General features: G+C 39.1%; 20 protein-coding genes, 3 pseudogenes and 1 riboswitch. Of the genes and pseudogenes, 5 read left to right on the forward strand and 18 right to left on the reverse strand.

Features of this window, described 5'->3' with window-relative positions:
• Window positions 1–361: 361 nt before the first annotated feature.
• Window positions 362–1,729: an MATE family efflux transporter gene (locus BK581_RS07525; RefSeq protein ID WP_078577589.1), complete on the reverse strand. Its 1,368-nt coding sequence runs from the start codon at window positions 1,727–1,729 to the stop codon at window positions 362–364.
• A 255-nt stretch (window positions 1,730–1,984) separates the two neighbouring features.
• Window positions 1,985–2,368, reverse strand: coding sequence for an OsmC family protein (locus BK581_RS07530; RefSeq protein ID WP_078577590.1), 384 nt, complete (start codon window positions 2,366–2,368; stop codon window positions 1,985–1,987).
• A 160-nt stretch (window positions 2,369–2,528) separates the two neighbouring features.
• Here BK581_RS07530 and BK581_RS07535 point away from each other — a divergent pair, with 160 nt between their 5' ends.
• A complete protein-coding gene (locus BK581_RS07535; RefSeq protein ID WP_078577591.1) occupies window positions 2,529–3,758 on the forward strand; it encodes an MFS transporter in 1,230 nt (409 codons plus the stop codon).
• A 59-nt stretch (window positions 3,759–3,817) separates the two neighbouring features.
• Here BK581_RS07535 and BK581_RS07540 read toward each other — a convergent pair whose 3' ends face one another.
• The 5 genes and pseudogenes from BK581_RS07540 to BK581_RS07560 all read right to left on the reverse strand — a co-directional run bounded on the left by BK581_RS07540 (window position 3,818) and on the right by BK581_RS07560 (window position 8,201).
• Window positions 3,818–4,612: a VLRF1 family aeRF1-type release factor gene (locus BK581_RS07540; protein ID WP_078577592.1), complete on the reverse strand. Its 795-nt coding sequence runs from the start codon at window positions 4,610–4,612 to the stop codon at window positions 3,818–3,820.
• Between the two features lie 479 nt (window positions 4,613–5,091).
• Window positions 5,092–5,529 carry a hypothetical protein gene (locus BK581_RS07545; RefSeq protein ID WP_078577593.1) on the reverse strand — a complete coding sequence of 146 codons (438 nt, stop codon included), beginning with the start codon at window positions 5,527–5,529 and terminating at the stop codon, window positions 5,092–5,094.
• 260 nt (window positions 5,530–5,789) lie between these two features.
• Window positions 5,790–6,386: pseudogene (locus tag BK581_RS07550) on the reverse strand (5-methyltetrahydropteroyltriglutamate--homocysteine S-methyltransferase); the annotation flags it as partial.
• A 228-nt stretch (window positions 6,387–6,614) separates the two neighbouring features.
• A pseudogene (locus BK581_RS07555) lies at window positions 6,615–7,776 on the reverse strand (IS3 family transposase).
• 83 nt (window positions 7,777–7,859) lie between these two features.
• On the reverse strand, window positions 7,860–8,201 hold the full coding sequence (locus BK581_RS07560; RefSeq protein ID WP_078577594.1) for a uroporphyrinogen decarboxylase/cobalamine-independent methonine synthase family protein: 342 nt from the start codon (window positions 8,199–8,201) through the stop codon (window positions 7,860–7,862).
• Between the two features lie 161 nt (window positions 8,202–8,362).
• Window positions 8,363–8,468: riboswitch (SAM riboswitch) on the reverse strand.
• A 437-nt stretch (window positions 8,469–8,905) separates the two neighbouring features.
• On the opposite strand from BK581_RS07560, the gene BK581_RS07565 reads away from it, so the two are divergent.
• Window positions 8,906–9,046: an FbpB family small basic protein gene (locus BK581_RS07565; protein ID WP_078577595.1), complete on the forward strand. Its 141-nt coding sequence runs from the start codon at window positions 8,906–8,908 to the stop codon at window positions 9,044–9,046.
• Window positions 9,047–9,209: 163 nt separating this feature from the next.
• On the opposite strand, the gene BK581_RS07570 is transcribed toward BK581_RS07565, so the two are convergent.
• The 4 genes from BK581_RS07570 to BK581_RS07585 form a co-directional block, all read right to left on the reverse strand.
• Window positions 9,210–9,539 carry an SCP2 sterol-binding domain-containing protein gene (locus BK581_RS07570; RefSeq protein WP_169837603.1) on the reverse strand — a complete coding sequence of 110 codons (330 nt, stop codon included), beginning with the start codon at window positions 9,537–9,539 and terminating at the stop codon, window positions 9,210–9,212.
• Between the two features lie 396 nt (window positions 9,540–9,935).
• The gene (locus BK581_RS07575) at window positions 9,936–10,697 is read right to left on the reverse strand and encodes a lysophospholipid acyltransferase family protein (RefSeq protein WP_078579888.1); all 762 of its coding nucleotides are present in this window, start codon (window positions 10,695–10,697) and stop codon (window positions 9,936–9,938) included.
• Window positions 10,698–10,945: 248 nt separating this feature from the next.
• Window positions 10,946–12,028 carry an ACR3 family arsenite efflux transporter gene (arsB, locus tag BK581_RS07580; RefSeq protein ID WP_078577597.1) on the reverse strand — a complete coding sequence of 361 codons (1,083 nt, stop codon included), beginning with the start codon at window positions 12,026–12,028 and terminating at the stop codon, window positions 10,946–10,948.
• Window positions 12,029–12,199: 171 nt separating this feature from the next.
• Window positions 12,200–12,481: a hypothetical protein gene (locus BK581_RS07585; RefSeq protein ID WP_078577598.1), complete on the reverse strand. Its 282-nt coding sequence runs from the start codon at window positions 12,479–12,481 to the stop codon at window positions 12,200–12,202.
• Window positions 12,482–12,676: 195 nt separating this feature from the next.
• On the opposite strand from BK581_RS07585, the gene BK581_RS07590 reads away from it, so the two are divergent.
• Window positions 12,677–12,946 carry an acylphosphatase gene (locus BK581_RS07590; RefSeq protein ID WP_078577599.1) on the forward strand — a complete coding sequence of 90 codons (270 nt, stop codon included), beginning with the start codon at window positions 12,677–12,679 and terminating at the stop codon, window positions 12,944–12,946.
• A gap of 123 nt (window positions 12,947–13,069) precedes the next feature.
• On the opposite strand, the gene BK581_RS07595 is transcribed toward BK581_RS07590, so the two are convergent.
• Both BK581_RS07595 and BK581_RS07600 read right to left on the reverse strand, forming a co-directional pair.
• On the reverse strand, window positions 13,070–14,389 hold the full coding sequence (locus BK581_RS07595) for a lysine N(6)-hydroxylase/L-ornithine N(5)-oxygenase family protein (protein WP_078577600.1): 1,320 nt from the start codon (window positions 14,387–14,389) through the stop codon (window positions 13,070–13,072).
• A 682-nt stretch (window positions 14,390–15,071) separates the two neighbouring features.
• On the reverse strand, window positions 15,072–15,320 hold the full coding sequence (locus BK581_RS07600; RefSeq protein ID WP_078577601.1) for a hypothetical protein: 249 nt from the start codon (window positions 15,318–15,320) through the stop codon (window positions 15,072–15,074).
• 402 nt (window positions 15,321–15,722) lie between these two features.
• Between BK581_RS07600 and BK581_RS07605 the strand changes: the two genes are divergently transcribed.
• Window positions 15,723–17,165, forward strand: a complete 1,443-nt coding sequence (locus BK581_RS07605) for a cryptochrome/photolyase family protein (RefSeq protein ID WP_078577602.1) — start codon at window positions 15,723–15,725, stop codon at window positions 17,163–17,165.
• Window positions 17,162–18,361 (forward strand): GNAT family N-acetyltransferase, encoded by a 1,200-nt coding sequence (locus tag BK581_RS07610; RefSeq protein WP_078577603.1) that lies wholly within the window; start codon window positions 17,162–17,164, stop codon window positions 18,359–18,361. Before BK581_RS07605 ends, BK581_RS07610 begins: the two co-directional genes overlap by 4 nt.
• A gap of 190 nt (window positions 18,362–18,551) precedes the next feature.
• On the opposite strand, the gene BK581_RS07615 is transcribed toward BK581_RS07610, so the two are convergent.
• From BK581_RS07615 to BK581_RS07630, 5 genes and pseudogenes are all read right to left on the reverse strand, one after another.
• Window positions 18,552–19,742, reverse strand: coding sequence for a hypothetical protein (locus BK581_RS07615; RefSeq protein WP_078577604.1), 1,191 nt, complete (start codon window positions 19,740–19,742; stop codon window positions 18,552–18,554).
• Between the two features lie 126 nt (window positions 19,743–19,868).
• Window positions 19,869–20,015: pseudogene (locus tag BK581_RS20270) on the reverse strand (IS3-like element IS655 family transposase); the annotation flags it as partial.
• Window positions 20,016–20,081: 66 nt separating this feature from the next.
• The gene (locus BK581_RS07620; protein WP_078577605.1) at window positions 20,082–21,458 is read right to left on the reverse strand and encodes an aldehyde dehydrogenase; all 1,377 of its coding nucleotides are present in this window, start codon (window positions 21,456–21,458) and stop codon (window positions 20,082–20,084) included.
• A 104-nt stretch (window positions 21,459–21,562) separates the two neighbouring features.
• Window positions 21,563–22,042: a site-2 protease family protein gene (locus BK581_RS07625; protein ID WP_078577606.1), complete on the reverse strand. Its 480-nt coding sequence runs from the start codon at window positions 22,040–22,042 to the stop codon at window positions 21,563–21,565.
• Between the two features lie 84 nt (window positions 22,043–22,126).
• Window positions 22,127–23,488, reverse strand: coding sequence for an MATE family efflux transporter (locus tag BK581_RS07630; protein WP_078577607.1), 1,362 nt, complete (start codon window positions 23,486–23,488; stop codon window positions 22,127–22,129).
• Window positions 23,489–23,522: the final 34 nt, after the last annotated feature.

Genomic DNA, 23,522 nt, shown 5'->3' on the forward strand with positions numbered 1-23,522 from the left:
TCTCGTCATCCCCTCATAAAATAAAGTCATGCCATTACACTTATAACGTCTTCTTTCACTCTATATAACGATCATACATATCGTGTAAGATTTTATGGCATCACTACTTTTGCTTTTATCAATATGCATCCATTTTATAATTCAAACTATCACCTAAAAAACGACTACTGCATTGATCTTCTACTACAAACGGACGATTATCTGAGATAAATTCTTCCGCATTTGATCTTCAGACGCCGCTAATCACTGCCTGCCACCGCATCCTTAAGTGGTAATTCCATTGTAGCATTGTATTTAATCATTATACCTTTCGTGTAACCTCCAATTTTTCAGACCATTGTTTTTAGAATGACACAAACTATCAGCCCCTTCGTTCCGTGTCTTCATCATTGTCATCTAAAACAGTGATATTCCGCCAATTACCAAGCTTATAGTAGCCGATGGCAAGCAGACTGCTTAGCATAAGACTAAGAGCCATTCCTACCCCTATTCCTGCTTCTCCAAGCCACCGAGAAAAACCATATGTTAGCGGAAACCGAAGTACCCAAAACGAAAAAACGTTGAGGATAAAGACTTGAAACATCGCTCCAGCTGCTCGAACGACACCATTTAATACAAAATTTATGCCTAGAAACGGATAAAAGAACGCAACAGTTTGTACATATAATGTTCCAAACGCAACTGTTGCTGGGTCTTGAACGAATAAAGAAACAGCATATTCAGCAGTGAGAAATACGAGGGCACTTAAACTTAATGACACTAAGGCAATTAATAAGAGACCATTTTTTGAGATAGCACTCACTCTGTCCCATTTTCCAGCCCCAATATTTTGTCCCGCCATACTGTTAATGGCCGATCCTAACGTTAAAGCAGGTAGCATAATAAGGCTATCAAGGCGTTGAGCAGCCCCAAATCCTGCAACCACTTCTTCTCCAAAACTTGTCACCACCGTCATAATTGCTAATGTCCCACCAGAAATGACTATCATGGACAAGCCGGAAGGGAGGCCTAATTTAAAAATATGTTTCACTTCACTTACAGCAGGTAAAAAAGGAATGGTGAAGGGTACACCCGCTTTGTATATAGAATAAGTAAGCCCATAAAGAAAAGCGATTCCTTGGGACACGATCGTGGCATAAGCTGCCCCTGCAATACCTAAATCAAGGACATAAATAAAGAAAGGGTCTAATAACGTGTTTAAGATGACAGCTAGCAATACGAACCGTACGGGCGTTTTGCTATCGCCTAAAGAACGTAAGACGGTGGCAATGAAATTATATCCGAATAGAAAGAGAATCCCGATAAAATTAATTCTTAAATAAAGTATGGCCATAGGCAAGATATCTTCTGGGGTTCCCATAAGTTGAAGGATGCTATCAGAAACAATGACCCCTAGAATCCCAATGATAAGCGTGAGAGCACCTAATATGACTACAAAGCCATTCAGTGATTTCTTTAGTCCAGTGTCGTCCTTAGCCCCTTTGTACTGTGATAAAACCGTTAAAGCCGCTGTATTAATCCCAATGATAAATGCTAGGAGAGTAAATACGACGGTACCTGAAATGGATATGGCACCAAGAGCATTAGGTCCGAGAAGATTCCCTACCCATAAAGAATCGATCACTTGATACGATGTTTGCAAAATATTTGTTAAAAAAATGGGTGAGGAAAAGAGAATCATCTTTTTCATGATACTCCCTTTAGTAAAATCATGTTGTTCGTGCTCCATAATGTGCTCCTCACTCTCTTGTCAGGTGATACTTATAAAACGAACTTCAATCAGGGGGCATTTTCGCCCTTCTCCCACTGATTGGTGTTAAGTTAATTAGGACTTTAGTGGCCGTTAGCTTCCGCCTAAATAGCTTTACCTCTCTTCTCTATTTTGAGGGGCGAGGTTATCTGTGATAAACCAAACATTATCTTTTAGACAATGTGAGTTAAACTGCCTTTAAAGAAGGGAGAGCACACCTTTTCTTTTAATTATTTAATGTAATTCAAATGTTTCAGTGATGGCGACTGTGTCACTAACCGTTTGCGCCATAGGGCAATTTTTAGCGGCAAGTTGGACGGCTTTTTCTACTTTTTCTTCAGTTAAGCCATCACCTTGAATCACGTAATGAAGCTTAATAGCCGACAGTCTGTTTGCTCTAGCAGGATCCCGTGTGACATCAGCCTCTACTTGAATGTCATGAACGACCATCCGTTGTTTCGTCAGTACTTTTCTTAAGACAGATGCGCTGCATACTGCAATCGAACTCACCATCAATTGAAAGGGGCGAAATCCTTTTTCCTCATTCCCAGACACTGTCAGCTTGCCGAATTCAAAATCTGTTTCAAAAGCCTCATCTTGATTATACGTAAATTTCATCAAATAACGTCCTTTCCTGTCAATGTTCTTCTTAAATTATAGTTTACTGTTTCAATCTAGGCCAGTCACGCTAAATGCTTAATGTCTTGCACTATTTTAAGTTAGGTATACAATGAAAAGTGGTGTTTATTTTGTCAATCGTTAGGGGGCTTTCATTCAAATGGATCATTCAACTCACTACACTGAGCCTAACCACCCTGGCTATAGATATTGGGTACTCGTGGGGATGGTACTAATTGCTGGTTTTTCTCAAGGAATGTTGTTACCTGTCCTTGCCGTCATGCTGGAAGGGGCCGGCGTCTCATCTTCTTGGAACGGGCTAAATGCGGCAGCTCTATACATCGGGATTATTTTAATTTCTCCCTTTATCGAAAAACCCGTAAGAAAATATGGTTATAAGCCTGTGATTATTATTGGACTAATCGTCATGGCGATTTCACTACTTCTCTTTCCGTTTTGGCAAGCTTTCTGGTTTTGGTTTGTGCTAAGAATGGTCGTAGGCATTGCGGATAATCTGATTCATTTTTCAACGCAAATTTGGATTAGTACCACGAGCACGCCAGCTAATCGTGGAAGACAACTAGCCATCTACGGGCTGGCTTTCGGCTTAGGATTCGGGTTCGGGCCGATGATGACCCGATTATTAGAAATAAATGAATTATTACCGTTTATTTTAGCATCAGCTGCCAGTTTGATTGCGTGGATTTTTATGCTGTTTTTAAAAAATGAGTGGCCAGCAAGTGATTTTGAAACAGCTTCACAACTTAATACGCTTTCCCGGTATAAAAAAGTTTTGAAGCTCGCCTGGTTTGCATTACTACCAGGATTTTTTTACGGTTACTTAGAAGCATCTCTCCACGGTAGTTATCCTGTTTATGCCATTAGAATGGGGTTAGATATGAACTTTGTCACCGTTTTCCTTCTACCTGGCTTTGTGTTTGGGAGTTTAATTACACAGCTCCCCCTCGGTATCTTAAGTGATAAAATAGGACGGGATAAAGTATTGATCGGTCTTATCGGGATAGGCCTTATGTTATTTTTATGTATGCCTTTAGCAGAAGAGGTGACTTGGCTATTATTTTCCTTATTTGCAGTGGCAGGTATGACACTTGGATCCCTTTATTCTTTAGGGATAGCTTATTTGGCTGATCTAGTCCCAGCCAATTTATTACCGACGGGGAATGTCATGACCGCCATCCTTTTTGCACTTGGAAGCATGATCGGTCCAGTTGTAGGAGGTTTTCTCATTGAAGCTGTGGGTGATGGTGCCATTTATTATTCAATGTCAGTCATGCTCGTCGTTATGCTTATTGCTGGGATTATTTTTCAATATCAATTACACTTACAGACTAAAAAAAGTAGCCAAAGTACGGCAAATATAGAAAGTTAATTAGTAGCACAGATAGACAGGACTCCCATAACAGCCATCACTGTTATGGGAGTTAAGATTTAGTTAAACACCTCTTCTAATACTTTCGTCGGTTCGGCATTATTTAAGTTTTTACCAACCATCCCTGCCGGCTTTACATTAAGGCTATTTTCAAACGTGCGAATCATGTCTTTCTCTCCGACGAGATGCACTTCTTGCCATTCCCGTTCTTTTTTTAATTTTTCCACGTTCGTCGCCATCTTTTTATAAAATCTATGACGATTTTCCTCAAAACGTTGTTGAATTTTATCAACGTGACTTGCTCCCGAAGCGATTCTATCAGAGGAAGCTAATCCTTCTTTAAACGTCCACTCTTCATTTCCCGGATCGAACATATACGTCCTTTCATCATGAAGCTCTCCGAGTGACGTATCCAGTACCCGGACTTCATCAAGGTTAGGCATAATAACACCAGACCGGGGATAATCTCTTTGTAGTTCTTCCAACTGGTCAGTGACAGCATATGATTCCCAATGAAAGCTTGTTTCAACAGGAACTTGTAAATAATGCACGCTCCATAAATCGTCATAATCGGAAGCGAAGATGATGACACTTTTCTGCAAATTTGTGCGATTTGATTGAATTTCATCATCTACTTTTTTCTTAAGCCGTTTGTAGCTTTTAATTTGGTCTTCATTACCTGAGGCCTCTAAATACTCTTGTATTCGTTTCAAACCATTTTTTAATCTTATTTTCCACTCACCTTTTTGTTGATCTTGGTTAGCAGGATCCGTATTTAAATAGACAGATAAAACGCATTCGTTGTCAGCACAGTTTAAATTTTTTAAATAGTTAAGCTCATTCGTTAATGCCATAATCTTATTCCTCCTAACATTCTCTTGTATAATCCTGTAGCCGAATCTCCCCTTTTCAAAACATTTTTTGAGTCGATTTTATTAAATACGTTAATGTGACGTCACAATTCAAATAATGACTGTGACCTATACTTTTTAGGCGGATATTTTCCGCGGGCTTGTCTTCAGCTAACTTTTACTCAGGAAACAGTCACAAAAGTTCCTCATTCAGACTGCACTTCATCCTCAGGGAGACGCTGTCTTACGTTTCTCTCACTTTTACCGTCTGTAAAACTCCCTGCTCAAAATAGAGAATAACGAAATCTATTTAGAAGGGAGATAACAGACGTTTTTTTCAAAAATACACCTCGATCAATACTTTAATAGGGAATCTCAATATCAGTTATGACTGGTTCAGGCTTTAGAGGTCCTGTGATCTAGTTATCCACAAAAAACCAAAATCGTTAGCATACATCTAACGATTTTGGCCGTGTTTAGACTTATAGTTCTTCTAGTTTCTTTTGGTCATCTTCCTCATCAGGAGCAGGTAATAGCTCTTGACTTGGTTCAAGCATGTCTTTTTCTGCTTGAAGTTTCGCTGTTAGTTGTAGTAATTCCTCTTTTGAATCCTGCACACTAGACACTAAATTTAGTGCGTGACTTTTTAAATTTTTCGATGTTTCCATTAATGTTTCTACATCCTCAGAGGCTTCATCTACAATGGTCATAATGTTATCTTTCGACGCTTGAAGCTGTTGCATCACACTATCACGATTATCATTAATAACTTGAATCCAGTGTTGTGTCCGCGTTTTCGTTGTATTAGCTATTGTTATTACCTTCGTACGCGCTTGCTTATTTGAAGCGACAAAAATGGACCCTGCTATAAACCCTAATAGTGAACCTCTTACAAGCCATTGCTTCGTTTGTTTTTCCATTTCCGTTCCTCCATTCAGATTCATGTTTCGACATGTCTATTCTTATTCTACCAACAAAGGGAAAAGCCTAACAAAGGTTTTTTAAAAACGTCATGAAAATGTATGAAAGAATGGGGAAAAGCAAATGCAAATAGGTTGGAACTAAGAACCGTTAAATGTCGTACTATGAACTGATGACGAGGCACCATAATGAATGCTGCCTCTAGATAGATATACATTTAAACAGTTTATTTGCCAGAAAATATCATTCCAAATTACTATTAATCGTTCCATACTTCTTCAGCAACATCTTTGACGAACTTCATTTTTTCCCATTGCTGTGCTTCCGTTAAAATATTCCCTTCTTCTGTTGAAGCGAAACCGCATTGTGGGCTAAGGGCCAATTGGTCTGATGGGACGTATTCGCTTGCTTCTTTAATACGTGCTTTAATGGTTTCTCTCTTTTCAAGTTCTCCTATTTTTGAAGACACGAGTCCAAGCACGACAGTGGCATTTTTTCTAGTTAGATATTTTAACGGTTCAAACGTCCCTGATCGCTCATCATCATACTCAAGGAAAAAACCATCAACCTTAACCTCTTCAAAAATCGTTTTCGCTACAGGATCATAGCCGCCGGACATCGCCCATGTTGAACGAAAGTTTCCCCGACAAATGTGCATCGTTACAACGAGATCGTCCGGTTTGTCTTCAAGAGCCTCATTAATGATTTGTTTAAAATACTGTTGTTTTTCACGCTTATCTGCTTTTACTTCTTCTGAATCCTTTTCAGTAGGGATTAATACTGCCCATGCCACATCATCAAGTTGTAAATAGCGACACCCGGCCTCATAGAAAGCTTTAATTGCTTTTTTGTAAGCAGCAGCTAAATCTTAGCGAAATTGTGCTCTGTCATCATAAACACCTTCTACAAAACTATAATCAGTATAAAGCATATTCGGGCTTGGGATGGTTTGCTTGGCAACATGCTCATCTCCTACAACACTTTTTAAGAAACGAAAGTGCTCAATAAATGGATGATTATTAGGAAAATCAAGCTTATCGATGACACGTGAACTGACCTAGAAAAATGAGATTTAAAAAAACACCTAGGCTGCCATACTCCTGAATTCTACTGGGGTATGGCAGTTTAACTTTTTAAATGGTCGTATATAATTGTAATAATACATGTACGTTTCTACTTTTTCTAGTACAATAGAATTTGTAAGGTGCACTCGTTGCTGAGTGCTGAATTCTTCCGACTTTAGTGAGGAATGGAAGGATTCAATGACGGCATTATCAAAGCAGTTGCCTTTCCGAGACATGCTTGTGGTAATGCCTTTTTCTTTTGCTTTTTCTTGAAATTTATAGGATGTATACTGAGCTCCTTGGTCACTGTGTAATAGGACGCCATAAGTCTCCCTACCTCTACAAGCATCTTCTAAAGTGTTTATCACGAGCGAGAGATCTTGTTTATCACTGATTCGATAGGCAATAATTTCGTTGTTATACAAGTCCATTATGGTTGATAAATATAGCATCTTTTCACCATAAGGTAAGTATGTAATGTCAGTCACCCACTTTTGATTCGAACTCTCTGCGGAGAAATGTTGTTCTAACAGGTTCCCAACCACAAGTTTACTTTCCCCAGCTATATAGGATTGTCGCTTTGGCTTTACGCGACATTGGATATTAAACTTCTGCATGATCTTCTGAACGGTGTTTCGATTGACGTTAATATGATGTTCCTTTTTAAGAAGATCCCTCACCATTCGATGCCCGACTCTATATTTAAATTCTTTACAAATAGTTAATACCAATTGTTCTAAAGGTTTAGGTTTCCAAGATGTCTTTCTCCAACGATAATAAGTTGATTGGGAACATTCAAACAATCACAAATCGACGTAATCGTGTATTTAGACTTCAATATTTCAACCAATTCTACGAATGCTTCTGGCACCACTTCCTTTCGATTTCCTGGTACTTTCCCAACAGTTCTTCTCTCATTTCATAATAGGACAATTTTCTTTTTAACAGGTCAATTTCGCTCATATCCTCTGATCCTTTTCCATACTTATACTGCTTTCCAGCAGGTTGAGCTAATCGTTGTTCTTCTCCTTTTCTATACCATCTCATCCAAGTCTTAATCTGTGTTTTATTTTTAATGCCAAAGCGTGCCATCAATTCTTTATTCGTATACTCTCCTGTTAACTTTAATCGAATAACCTCTTTTTTTATTTCTTCTGGATAAACATTATTTTTTCGGCCCATAAGAAAAACACCTCCAAATTTGTCGTTAAGTTTATATACGACTATGGGGGTGTTTTTTCCTTGTCTCATTTAATTAGGTCACTCTAACGAACGAGCCAGGCTTTCGTTTTAACACCTTTAAATTGATAGCCTTGCTTTGGTTCAAATCCTTCTACCCCTGTTAATCCTTCAAGAAAATCTAAGTGCCACCATCGTCGTCTAAATTCTCCGTCTGTAATCGCTAAATGTCCCGCTTTTTTCTGTTCTTCTACAATGCCTTTTATCTCTTCATCTTCGATCGTTCGAAGTTCGTCATCAGAAATAATGCCATCTGCGTTGTCTTGGCGTGCTTTTTTCAAGCGGTCAGGGCGTAAAAAACTGCCTACATGATCATAACGAAACGGTCCTGTCATAGCTGCTTGTTGTGCGAAAGATTCTTTTGTCATAGTTTAAGTCCACCTTTTTGTCATTTTTAAAATCTTGCTTTCAACAGAGAAAAACAGCCAACAGGGAAGAAGAAAATAATGAGCTTCATAACAGCCACTTTATATTCTGCCAACTAAAAAACCTCTTTCCCGAAGAAAAGAGGTTAACGTTTTAAAAACTTCTCTTATCTTCCAGGATAATTATCCTGCTGGAATTAGCACCTTCCACTTAAATGTGGGGTTGCTGAAGCATCTTCGGGCCAGTCCCTCTGCTTCTCTACATAAGCAATTATTTTAATTTTTTTAAGTTTACCAGACTTAGACAGTTTATGACAAGTATGAATTTTCTAAAAGATCAATTGAGCCGATCAAGTAAAAGTATATCAAATACTCAATTATCCTCTCTGTCAGTAAGGTTATCATCCCCTACACTGCCAGAGAGGGTAATCAACAGAACGCGGTAGGGAAAAACACATCTCCCTATTCACTGTGTCCATTTTCTTGACATAATATCACCTCAAGCTTTACGGGCTCATGGAGGGGGTTATTGTAATTTCTGGCTCTATACTGAATGTTGTGGTGGTGCTTATCATACCAATGGGTGTGAGCCTAGATGGTGATCTGGGATAAAGTTCGTAAATTTGTAACAGTTTTCACATGACATTCTTGGTGAAAGTTAGGTATAATTAAATTGTAAGAAAATTTTGATTAAGAGGTGAAAGGAAATGAGAAAGCGTTTTCACAAGAGCTTCGAAGAGTTAGTTAAAGAAAATAAGCAGGAAATTATGGAAGACCAAAAAGCCATCCTCCAAATCGAGAAAAAAATCGATGAGCGTTATGAAGAGAAGTTGCTCCAAAAGGCTTGAATCACCCTTCAACTTCAAAACTGAGAGATCCTCTCTATAAGAGAATTTTTTGAGACCAACAAAGTGGTCCGTGCGAGAATGATACCCTTATACAAAAAGCTGACCTTCCCGATTAAAAGGATCAGCTTTTTTACGTTGCGCCAGCATCATGACACTTCGCTGTTTACGTATATTTTTTTAACAGACTATGAAACTTGAGGGCATGGGTTAGTTCGCCGTGAACTTTTAACTTGCCATTCATATAAGCCATTGCTGGATTTAGACTGTCAGTGGCGAGCTTTTGAAAGTTAGCCTCGCTTAATTCTAGCGTTAATTTAGGTTCCCACTGCCTATTTGTAGCGTACTCAGCTGTTTGATTGTCTATTTTCAGCTGATAGAGCTGCTCTTCTTCTCCTGTTAACCGAAATTCATAGGTATAGGTAAGTCCTTCTAAATGCTCTGGTTCCTCGTTCATTCTCCTTACAATCGTAGCCAATATTGTATCTACTGACAAAGTCCTCTCCTCCTTCATTGATTGATTATTCATTCATTTTATTATATATGAACCAATGTCATAATACACCTATAAAATGAACTCTCAATCAGTTGGTGTTTTCGCTCTTCTCCGCTGATTGATCGTTGAGTGAATCAGGATATGGTCGTCCGTTATCTCTCTCCTCTCTATTTTTGGGCGGGGAGTTTTACAGACGTTTATCTGTGATAAATGATTAATACGTTGATCTTCCATTTTTAAAAACGGACCCTTTCGCCTCATTAGACTTCAGACATCCCTGCCACTCTCAAAGTCACCGTCCTTCACTGCAACTTCCTTATTTAAAAAGGACATGTGTTATAGACTGTTTATCATGAATGGACTATTCGTACTTAAAATTAAAAACTATCTATCCCCCTACACAGGAGAAGATAGTTCCTCAGTTACATGCTCTTGCTTATCCTCTAAAGCATTCATAATTTGTGTCCGACTCAAATCAGCCAACTGTTGCGCATCAACTGTTTCGTCAGTTTGATGACAACGTATAGGCTCAGTCACGGTTACGACTACGTTTCCGGGAGTCATTAAATTATTATTGGCTTCCATTAACTTATAAGACCCATTAATTGTGACGGGCAGAATTGTAACACCTGATTTTGTCGCCAGTTTGAAGCTGCCTTTTTTAAAAGGGGCTACAGGACCTCCCTTACTACGTGTACCCTCTGGAAAAATCACAAGGTTTTGTCCATATTGAAACGACTCTGCACCTTGTTTGATCGCCTTCACTGCCTGTCGTCTATCCTTGCGATCCATAAAAACACAGCCCATGAATATCATCCATGAACGAATCAATGGGATTTTCTTTACTTCAACTTTAGAAATAAACCCCATATTAATTCCTAAATAACCTAACAAAACGGGAATATCAAAATTTCCTTGATGATTGCTAACGATAAGAAGTGGTTCGTTCTTTGGAATCCGTTCTGCCCCAATAACACTTACTTTTCCACCGGCCAACTTGATTAACCTGCGAGCCCAATTGCCGCTAATCGTTCGTATAAACGTATCCAATTCTTCTTTTTTGCCTTGTTTTTTAAGCATGTGTGCTTTAATTAGCAACGGTGAAACCGCCACTAAGTAGCCAAAAAAATACATATACCATATAAGTGTACGTAACATCTGCAACAGTCCTACCTCTCTATCACTCTACTCTATTATTATAGCAGAATGTGAGGTATTTCGTCTGATAGAATGTGACCATTTTTCTGTTAATGAAGCATGATGTTCAGTTTACCTAATGAGAAAACATCGGTTTATTGTTTCATAGAGGGAGGGGAGTACAATACTGTCCATGAGTAACAGCATGACGCACTCAAATCCATTCTCATAGAAAAAAAGCCCTCCTCATAGGACAGCCTCTCTTCGTTCTACTTATTTTTTACGAGCTGCGGTTCAGCGGGAAACCATCCTCTTGTATTGTTAGCAATCCGTACTAAAAACAGCATAAGTGGCACTTCCACTAGCACCCCCACGACTGTGACGAGTGCGGCACCTGAATTCAATCCGAACAACGCGATCGCTACTGCCACTGCTAGCTCGAAAAAGTTACTCGTCCCGATCATAGCCGCTGGTGCCGCAACACTATGTTCAATGCGCCACGTTTTTGCCCATAAGTAGGCGATAACAAAAATAAATAATGTCTGTATAATTAGAGGCACAGCAATTAATAAGATATGAAGCGGATTATTAATAATCACTTCTCCTTGGAATGAAAATAAAATGATTAACGTTAATAATAAGCCGACTATCGTAAATTTCCCTGCGGCTTTTAAATAGACGTTTTCAAACCAAGCTAAACCTTTGCGTCTAATAAGTACTACCCGTGATACGTATCCTGCCGCTAACGGAATAATAATAAATAAGACAATCGATAAGAAAATCGTATCAAACGGAATGACCACATTATTAATACGAAGTAGGAGCATGACGATCGGTCCGTAAGCAAAGATCATGATGAGGTCATTCACTGATACCTGAACGAGTGTATAACTAGCATTCCCCTTCGTCAAATAGCTCCATACGAATACCATGGCCGTACACGGTGCCGCTCCTAATAACACAGCCCCGGCAATATATTCTGTCGCAAGCGCCTCTGGAATGAACGGGGCAAATACAACTCGGAAAAAGAGCCAAGCGAAGAAAAACATCGTAAACGGTTTGATCAGCCAGTTAACAACTAACGTGACGATAAGTCCTTTTGGTTTACGTCCTGCATTGGCAATACTAGAAAAATCGATTTGCGCCATCATTGGATAGATCATCAGCCAAATTAAAATGGCCACTGGAATGGACACTTGCGCATATTCGAAACGACTAAGCGTATCAGGTATTACCGGAAGGAATTGTCCAACGGCTACGCCCGCCATAATACAAATGATCACCCAGACAGATAAATACCTTTCAAAAAAGCTAATACCTTTCCCTGCTGCATCTTCCACATCTTTACTCATGTTAATTCCCTCCCCTTATAGCTTCTATTGACGGCACACTTAATAAGCCATCCTATACAAGCCTCTAGTCGTTAATACATTTCCCAACGCCAACTTGCTTAAAAGAAAATTGACGCTTATTGTTAAATAGAGCTTCAAGCCTTCTATCTATTTATAAAGTAATAACGATGTTTAACATGATTCCGTGATCCCTGTGAGAACAAGTTCTTCCCCTCCATCTCCCTGTTGCACATCGATCGTTGCTTTTTTCACATCATAATAAATGGCTTTTTCAAAGGCCACTTGAATGGAGTTTATCTCTTCCACAATATCAGCTTCCTCAGGCTTATCAAGCGTTATTCCGATAGCTGGACCACAGCACCCTTCCCCAGTGTCAGTCACCCTAATAGTGTCAGCATGATTTTCCTCTAAGACTTTCATTAAATAATCTTTCGCCTCATTTGTTATAATCACAGTAGTACCTCCTTTTTCACATATAACAATTACATTATATAATCATATACTTATATATTCAATCTCCTATACTAAAAGGAGTGTTAAGATCGTATAACATTGTTTAACTATGTTTTATGATTTGCGGACGGGCATCAAGGGAATACCATTAAAAACACTGCTGTTCGTGAAACGGTATGACGAGGAGGAAAAACGATGCAACGTTATTATGTCATTGTGAGTGGGCATGTTCAAGGAGTTGGCTTTCGCTTCAATACGCAAATGAAAGCCTCAGAATTTGGTGTAAGCGGTTGGGTAAGAAATAATATGGATGGGTCTGTGGAGTTAGAAGTCCAAGGTGAACCGGAGACAGTAGAAGCTTTTTTAGCCTCTTTAAAAAACATAAAATTTCCAGCTAAAGTGAGAAGTTTGAATAAAAAAGAAATTGAAGTAGTTGAAGGCGAAAAAGCCTTTTCAATTCGTTAGTTATTAAAAGGCTTGATTAACAGTCAACTTTACCGGGAAAGGGGCTCCCTCAAAAGCCCCTTATTACAGATCGTAAATTGGCCACATCCATTTCCCCTTCATATTTCCGCAGGCAGACTTCATCTAATAGTCGTTATGAACATCGTGGCTAAACGTTTGAAAAACCGTATGTCGCTGTTCAGGATAAAGAGTTTTACCTGCAATACGATTGATAATTGTCACATTACGTTCAACGGCTAACGCTAAATTTGTAGCCCCTGCCCCATGGCTGTGTTCCAAGTTCGTTAATGTAAAAATATGATGGGATCTTTCTTCTTTAAATTGAAGTTTATAGTCTCGACTAACGGTGAAATGAGCATCATCTTCCCATTCAATTAAGTCTGAGAATTTATGTAACCAATTAGGGATATGCGGCTGATAACCTGTAGCCAATACTACTTTATCCACTGTGATTGTAAAAGACATATCCTCCTGAAGCTGATAGCAAGATACGTGATAACCGTCTTTACCTTTTTCAATACTTTTCAGTTCTACATTGGCCTGGATTAATACAGGCAGTTCCCTTATTTGAGTGGTGTGATGGTAGAGAAGGTCATAAATTTTATGCAACGTTTTCTCTTCTATCCCATTCCGTAGCTGTGTTAAATGAGGTAATTCTCTTTGTCTCGTCTCATAAGATAACTTATGGAAATAGTCAATATAGTCAGGAGAAAAGACTTCCTGTCCTAATTTCCCCGCTTCCAGCTGAAAGAATCCTGGTGATCGGGTCAACCAATATAACATCGGTTTACGTTGTGTTTGTCTCTGTAGCTGATCGAGAAATACTTCTGCGGCACTTTGTCCAGAGCCTGCAATTAATACTTTATCGGCTTCAGTAAAAGTATCAACACAATACTGATAAGCGCTCGTATGAAGAACATCTTCTTGTGGAAAACCTTCAAATTCAGCTGGTATGGAAGGGCTACTTCCAGTCCCGATCACAAGATGTTTTGCTAAGTACGTTTCTAATACTTTTGTCTGTTGATCTTCCACTGTCACTTCATAGTAAGAAGAAGTCGTCACATGATCTGTAACATCGACTACCCGTTTATTAAATCGGCAATTATCCAGTTGGCCTGCAACCCATTGTGCATAGTCGTTGTATTCTCTTCTAGGAATATCAAACCGATTAAAAAAATAAAAGGTGTAAAGCCGATTATGTTTATGTAAATAATTAATAAAGCTGTACTTACTAGTTGGATCAGCAAATGTCACTAAATCTGCTAAAAATGGCACCTGCAAATCTGCCCCTTCAATTAACATACCTGGATGCCAATTAAATGACGAGCTTTCTTCAAAGAAAATGCCTTCTATTTCTTCCTTATTATCTAATAAAGCAGCCATACCTAAATTGAACGGACCGATACCTACCCCTATCATGTCATATACTTTCTTATTTTCCATGCAGTCATTCCTCACTTTTCTTTCCTATATAGAGTTACCTCTCCTCTCTATTTTGAGCAGAGAGGTTGACGAACGCTTCTCTGTGATAAATTGTATTATGTCTATTCCCTGAAGTTCTCATAAATAATCTTCTATATGGCTTTAAAAGATCCATGATAAAACTTATGGGATGTGGCCTCTCCTTTATCAAATGATCAATACACTCGAATGCGTTTTCATATTTAAATATCACCCTTAATGTATCGAGTATTATTACAAATTAATAAAATGTTCGTCATTAACAACGAAGAATTGAAACGCAAGATGGCGACTCCTTTGGAAGGAAGCGACGTCTGAAAAGCCATTCTGACTGAGCTTTGCAAAGGCAGAATGAGTTGAAGACGAGCCCCCGGAAAACGTCCCTCTGTAGTAACAATGAGTCATAACGTTCTAAATAACGATACAACCATGATTTATGAAATCGATTGACTTTCCTATGCACAAAAAAACCCGCATTTTATAAAATACGAGTTTTGCTCAATGCACATTTAAACAAGACAAAAACCAACGGATGACAGGTGCCCCATCCATCATCCGCTGGAAATGACCGTATGTTGAATGACGTTTAACACGCTACCATCAGCTACTCCTCAATAGAAGGTGAATCGTCATAATTTTATATTTTTTTGCTGTAGCAACAGTCTCACTCGCAAGCCGGGTTACGAGGTATTTTAGTAATAGAAATGTCATTGTACATACGTGTACTACGCTTAATGATACATACAAAGTTAACTGTCCAAATGTACGAAGGTATTTCTTGCCCCTCTCCCTCAAACATCATCGCTTCGAACTCATCCCCTACGAGAGCTTCAAAAGTCTCCTGTGTGTAATTTTCTGTGTCTGTTGAAAATGGTATCCACTCACATTCTAGCTTTCGAGTTAATGTCGTCATATCTATCACAACCCCTTTCGTTAAATTTATTTTAACACGTATTCAAAGAAAAAGTTTGTGAAACATTGAACATATTTTGTCTGTTTTTAAACCGCTTACGTTTTCTAAAAGGACGTACTACTCTCACGACAACATTTAGAAGAAAATTGTGACTGATTTTCTCCAACAAAAATTTAGTGTAGCCTCAACAACTATTTGTAGGGATTAAACGTCTCTTTTCATGGCGCTATATAATATGTGATTAACTACCTTTCCTTAACCCGATTATGTGTCACAGTAATCGAGGTGGTCTATTCCACACAATTCCAACACCCCATTTTAATTTATGGCATACTAAGAGCAGACGTCTTGTTTTCTTGTGCCGAGTATTTCCGATATGATGATAGGTGAGGTGATAACACGATGAGTGACATTTATGCCGTATGGCTGAGAAATGATTTAAGGTTTCATGACAACCGTGCTATTCATCAAGCACTTCGCGCTGCATGTGAGACAAATGGCCGTGTCGTTCTATTTTTTCATCTTCACCCAAACTTCGTAACGACCATTGACTTACATCATGATTATTTTTTTCAGTCGGTTCACCATTTTCAGAAAAGGTGTCAACAGCTTAACTTACATCTTCCCATCTTTTTTGGTGATCCTCACGAAGCATTTTCAAAACTGCTCGCATCCTTTAACACGTTAAAAGCTGTTTTCTATCAAAAAGATTATACAAGGTTCGGTAAAGAGAGAGATAAAGAGATCACATCATTTCTGCATAATAAAGGGATTGCCACGTATGGATTTAGTGGTAGCCATATTGTTGAACCAGACGAGCTTACAAAGGCGGATGGCACGCCTTATCACGTTTTCACTCCTTATTTTCGTAAATGGCAGCAACATCTAAAACCTAAAACGGTATCCATTAATCTTGAGGAACTTAAAAACCGCTATGTGTGTCATGATTCCCACAACATTCAAGACGATACACCTTTTTTTAATCACCATGTTTTAGCTCACTGTCACCAGCATTGGACTGACATAGGTGAAGAAAAGGCAACTGAACTACTAGAACAATTTATCGAAGAACGGCTCACAACTTATGCTGAATTGCGAGATCAACCTGCACAATCCGGGACGAGCAATCTTTCCCCCTTTATTAAAACTGGGGCACTATCACCAGCAACCATTTTCCACAGTGTGACGGCCCATATCGATACTGCGGGAAAAGGGGCGGAAACATTTATAAAAGAGCTTGCTTGGCGGGATTTTTATGCAATGATCTATCATGTCTATCCTGAAACAGATACGCAGGAGTATCAACTAAAATATAGAGACTTACCGTGGCGAAGGGACGAGGATGAGCTCTGGCAACGCTGGATCACTGGTACAACAGGTTTCCCAATTGTTGATGCAGGTATGAGACAATTAAACGAAACAGGCTGGATGCATAATCGATTAAGAATGGTCACAGCGTCTTTTTTAACAAAGGATTACTTAATTGATTGGCGTTTAGGCGAAGCTTATTTTGCGAAGAAACTCATTGACTATGATATAGCCTCAAATGTGGGAGGCTGGCAATGGGCCGCTTCTGTTGGCACTGACGCAGTCCCTTACTTTAGAGTGTTTAACCCAACCCGCCAATCTGAGCACTTCGATCCTAAGGGCCTCTTCATTAAACAATATGTACCAGAACTTGCCCAAGTACCGGTAAAGTATATTCATCATCCAGCCACAATGCCACACGCTACTCAACAGGCAAGCACATGTCTTATTGGTCACGATTATCCAGAGCCTTCAGTGGATCATGCCTTACAACGAAAAAAAACCATCGCTATATTTAAGGAGGAGAACTTATCATGATTCGAAAACTTAAACCATCTGAACTAGAAGACAGCATCCGCTTGTCTGAGTTTGCCTTTCAATACGAAATGACTGAAGAGGAACGGCGTGAGCGCCTTTCTTCTCTGGACCCTGATGTCACATGGGTTATGGAAGAGAATGGGGTGATTATGTCTAAAGCGTCTGTCTTACCCTTTCACGTCTACATCGACGGAAAATCTTTTAAAATGGGAGGAGTTGCAGGCGTAGCCACATGGCCTGAGTATCGTCGAAGTGGTCTCGTGTCCCAACTACTCAAACACGCATTAAAGGATATGAAAGAGAACGGTCAATCATTATCGTTCCTTCACCCTTTTTCCATCCCTTTTTACAGGAAATTTGGCTGGGAGCTGTTCAGCGACGAAGCAAAACTAACGCTGTCAAAGGAGCAGTTACCAGGACGCCTTCCGCACAATGGACATGTAAAGCGTATCGAACCAGACTACACAGCTATTGATGACGTTTACCAACAGTGGGCAAAACGTTATAGTGGTACGCTTGTCCGGGATGAAAAATGGTGGAAAGACTCTCTCTTCAAACGCAAAAAGGGGATGCTTGCCGCTTATTATCATGGTGATCAATGTACCGGCTATATGATATACACGGTAAAAGAGATGAAGATGACAATACATGAGCTTATTTGGATCACTCCCGATGCCCGAAACGGGTTGATGAGCTTTATATCTAATCATGATTCCATGATTGAAACAGTCTCAATCACAACGGCGCCGCACGAACGTTTACCATTCCTCCTGCCTGATCCAAAAGTAAAACACGAGGTCACCTCTTACTTTATGGCAAGGATTGTCGACGTCCATTCTTTTTTGAAAGAGTACCCGTTTAAATGGGACTCTGACGCTGGGCCACTTATATTTCATGTAACAGATGAGACATGCGAGTGGAACAACGGCACATACATTATAAAATTTAGTGAAACAAAGGAAAACGAGATTGAATTTTTCCCGTTCTCAGAGAAAACGAAAGAAGGGGTGAGCTGCCAGCATGCCCCTAAAAAAGGGATTCACTTAGATGTGAGAATGCTAACAGCGATTTTATTAGGGAGCCAATCACCACATACTCTGGCAGAGGAAGCATTGATCGAAAGTGATGAGAAAACGTTAGCGGCACTCATCACATGTCTTCCTCCACTGAAACCATTTTTATATGATTTTTTCTAAGTCAATCTATAACTGAAATTGTACTTTGGATTAATAGCAATTTGTCTTGGATATGTTACAGACGGACCCTTTCACCTAAAGTCTAAAGATATCAACTCGTCACGGCCGTGTCTTAGCGGTCCGCCGGCGCCGGGTAGCTGCACAACTAAGACCTTGAATGGCATTTAGCCAATCAAGGTCTTTTTACAAGCTATTTCTTTAATTTCACTACAAAATCCATCAAGTAACCTTGTTCAATAGGAAACTTGTATTTTAAAGTTAAATCATGACTATTTAATACTATAACATTATCCATTTCATCACCGAGCTCAATAATATATAGTTCTTCCTCATCACTATTTTGGTACAAAACATTGTAAGTTTTGCCCTCTTCAGTGAAGCTGTCCTTTAATAACGTAAACTCCGGGTGATCATTTAAAGTAAGGATTCCAAATATCGTACCACTTTCACCTATAACACTATACAGAGCCTTATTTTCATTCAGCATTAAATAGGCATTAGATTCTTCATAAAAGTAATAGTCTTGAAAACTTAGTTCCTCAAAAGGTTTAAATGTCTGGATATTGAAATCTTCATCTAAAGTATACATCTGTCCACTGCTACCTATAATATATGCAAAATCCGTGTTTGCATAAACAGGGAACAGTTCCTCTTTCGTCTCATTAAAGGTTAAATAGTCTATGTTCCCCTCTTCCAAACTACTGATACCGATATTGGGTGCTACATATTCGTCCTCTTCATTATAATAACCACTAGTACCAAAGATGATTCTCTCTTTAAATTGTAATATCGGTGCCCATCTTGGAACAAAACCTAATTCAGTTTCAAAAGATTGTTCAGTTGTTACATTTGTTATAGAAACACTGAAATTACCGTTTTCATCTAAATTCTGGTCGCCCGTTTTATGTGAAACTAGATTTTGTAATAGGACATCCTCACCAAAATGTTTAATATGATCTACACCTACAGGGACATCAAAGTAATCTAATTCAATTTTTTTAAAATGATTATTCCTTATATCATAAGTAAAAAAGTAGTTATCAATGGTTGCTTCTCCAAAAAAAGATAGATATAATTCATTTAAATTATTTGGTTTTTGATGCGTAACGACCCTTCTAAAATCCTCATCTGTAATTTCATATTCTACTAGCGTTTCGCCTTTGTTATTTACCTCTTTTACTAAGGTAACATTCTGTGAAACCCTTATATCTGCTGGATAATACAATAAATAACTTTCTTCAGAATGAGTTCGGCTAGGCTGAAAATTTTCTATCCCTTCAATATGAACCCTATCAGGTTTTGATGACATATTTCTACAAGAAATCATGCTTATCATTACAACAGCTATAATAAATATTAATATAGATATTTTTTTAGTCATTGTTTCCCTATATCCTTCTTATATTTTTCCTGGTGTTGAAGTACCCGATTTTTTAACTAATCTAGTATTAGCATCAGCTGCTATGTCTGCCGGCAAAATCATAATAATGTTTTTGAAGAACTATCAAAATGACGCTCCTTGATAAACTCTTTTAATAATTTTAAACATATCTTCTGCTACTCCATTATCGTAAAGACTTCCTATCATACTTAGCGAACGGTGGATGTTAAATGTCGCTAATGCCTCGTCAATGTACTTGTTCTTAAACTGACTTTCATTGCAAAGTTAAGCCCCTAATTCAAAGGCAGCTGCGGTTTTCCCCGCAGCTGCCTCTTCACCTTATTCCCACATTTTTCTCAATGCGCTCATGGATGTTTGCGATTGTCCGTAACGAACAGGCAGATCAAAGGCCGTCGTTTGTTTAAAGATACTTTTCTCATGGGTAAACGTATCAAAACTATTTTTTCCATGGTAAGCTCCCATTCCACTTTCCCCTACTCCACCAAATGGCAAATACGGTGTGGCTAAGTGCATTATCGTGTCATTGATACATCCTCCCCCAAACGATAAGTTACTTAAAACCATGCGCTCGCTTTCCTTATCTTCAGTAAATAAATACAGAGCTAATGGATTAGGACGTTTTCTTACCGTCTCAATGATTTCATAATCATATTTATAAAACAAAACAGGTAAAATAGGGCCGAAAATCTCTTCTGCCATAACAGCATCGTTCATTGATACATCCATCATAATCGTCGGCTCTACAAATCGTTGATCTCGATCGTAAGCTCCTCCATAGAACACTTTATCGGTATTTTTAAGAAGCCCTGCAAGGCGATCGACGTGTCGCTCGTTAATAATACGGGGATAAGGCTTACGTCGCCTTGCATCCTCATCAAACCATTTCTTCGTATAATGAACGAGAAGTTTAAGGAATTTACGTCTCCGCGATTCATGGACTAATACATAATCAGGGGCTACACATGTTTGACCGGCATTAATGAATTTCCCCCAGACAATTCGTTTAGCAGCTAATTTCAAGTCAGCATCTTCCATCACGATCGCAGGACTTTTCCCGCCAAGCTCCAAGGTTACTGGGGTTAAATGTTTGGCTGCTGCCTCCATCACCTTTTTCCCTACCGATGTGCTCCCTGTAAAGAAAATGTAATCAAACTTTTCATTTAAAAGTGCTTGTGATACCTCAACGTCTCCTTCAACGACTGCCACATACTCTTCTGGGAAAGTGGCCACTATGAGATCTCTAATCACAGTACTCGTATTAGGGGTTAATTCGGAAGGCTTTAGGATAGCCGTATTACCAGCCCCTATCGCCCCAATTAAAGGGCCGAGACATAACTGAAAAGGATAATTCCATGGAGAGATAATTAATGTCACACCATATGGTTCCTTATATATGTAACTTTTTCCTCCCATATGGCTAATCGGGGTCTTAACTTTTCTAGGTTCAGCCCAATAATCCACATTTTTCATCATATCTTTTAGTTCACTATAAAGAAATCCTATCTCAGTGAAAAATACTTCTTGCTGACCTTTATTTAAATCTTTTTTAAGAGCGTCCATAATATCTTGTTCACGCTTCTTTATTGCTTCTTTTAGTTTTGTCAACTGGGCTTTACGAAAAGAAAGACCTTTCGTTTCTCCAGAATAAAAGTATTGTTTTTGTTTCTGAATGAGTGACTGAATGGCTTCTCTCATTATAATATCCCCCCTGTAATATTATATCTATGTTCCATTGTATAATGTTTTCCCTTAAATATCAGTCGCTAAGCATCGTCAAGATGTTACAACAGGACCGCCGTTTAATCGAGCGGTCCTTTTTCTGGTCCATATTTCAGCGCATCATAAAACGCTTTCCCATCACTCGGCTTCCCTTCCCCATATTCAACAGGAAGTAAGGCGAAGCACACATAGTACAAGGAGAAATAAACAAATTGGTAAAAAAATAAATGTGGGGGTAAAACCTCAATATGAATAAGCCCGTTAACTAGTAACACTGTTAGGATATTAAATAATGATCCGCTGAGATACACAATCGCGTGAGTCCAACGGTTATTGACATTTAATTCTTCCAACTGAGTCCACGAATCAAGGAAATACACTCTTCGAATTTCAAAATCTCCGTTTTTATACAGTAGTTTCCCTCTACCGATGATAAACTTCATTTTCCCGCCAAAAAAGTAGGTCATGAGAAAATGCCCGGCCTCGTGAACAAAAGCCACGATAGGAAGTATAATCAGTAATGAAATAACAAGCGTTGGGATATCATCCCATCCAAACATACACATCCCTCCAAGCAAGTTGTCATATGTGACTTGTACCACCGTCACATATGAATCAAACCCCTTAGAAGGTGTTTGATGTGTTTAACCATTACTTAACTGAACGGCAAAGCTACGTTGAATTTTTAGTAAGCGGAAGGCAAGACACGCCGCACATACGGCTAAACCTAAGATTAATCCAACCCAGTAGCCATAAGGTCCGAGAGCGGTATAATTAGCAAGCACCACACCTGTTGGTAAACCAACACCCCAGAAAGCAACAAGGGCCAGTATGAATGGGACATTAACATCTTTGTAGCCACGCAAAATACCTTGTATAGGGGTATTAATTGCATCAGACAGCTGAAAGAAAATCGAGTAAATCAAAAATTGTTGAATGTAAAATGCCACTTCAGAATCCACCGTATAAAGCAGTGAGACTGGTTCACGAAGAACATAAATAATGACACACGCCACTAAGCCCATCGCTACAGACAAACCCATCCCGATCTTCGTATATGATTTAGCATCAACTAGCCTTTTCCCACCAATTTCATACCCGACCGCAATCGTCAATGTAAACGCCATACTCATAGGCAGCATATAAAGCAAACTTGCAAAGTTAATTGCGGCTTGATGGGCGGCAATGATGACAGTGCTAAATTGGCTCATAAGAAGCGTGACTGCGGAAAAAATGCTCGTTTCAAAAAAAATCGTCAGCCCGATTGGCGTGCCAAGCAATAGCAATTCCTTCCAAACAGTAAAATCCAGGCGGTAAAAAGTAGAGAAAATCTTATAGGCTTTAAATGGTCGAACGGTATGAACAAAGTAAATCGTCACGATAAGGATAAACCAATACGTAGCTGCTGACGCATAACCTGCCCCAATGCCCCCTAATTCTGGAAACCCTGCTTTACCGAAAATAAGTAAATAATTAAACAAAAAATTGACAGGGAGCGCTAGTAAAGTAATGATCATCGTGACACGCGTCTGTCCTAGAGAATCTATAAACCCTCGGATCGCATTGTACATAAATAGCGGCACCATACCGACGGCCAGACCAATTAAATAATGTTTAGCAATGTAAGCCACTTCCTCTTCTAATGCCATAAAATTTAGGACTGGCTCAACGGCAATCAGTCCCACTAAAAAAACGAGAAGTGAGATGGCAAGAGATAAATAAATACTTTGAATTACATAAAAGGATACGCCTTCTTTTTTTTCCGCACCCATTAACTGAGAAATAATCGGTGGTAAAGCGAGTAAAATTCCTGATACACCTGTCAGTATTGGAACCCAAAGGCTTGAGCCGATAGCGACACCAGCTAAATCCTCTGCCCCTGCTCGTCCTGACATCGTCGTATCGATAAAATTCATAGCATATAACCCTACTTGTGTCACAAGGATCGGCCCCATGACTAAAAGTAAGAGCTTAATTTTTTCATTCAGTGTATGTGTTTTGTACATTCTCGTTCTCCCCCATGTTTCGTTACGACAATCA

The organism is Salipaludibacillus agaradhaerens (assembly GCF_002019735.1).
Taxonomy (GTDB): Bacteria; Bacillota; Bacilli; order Bacillales; family Salisediminibacteriaceae; genus Salipaludibacillus; species Salipaludibacillus agaradhaerens.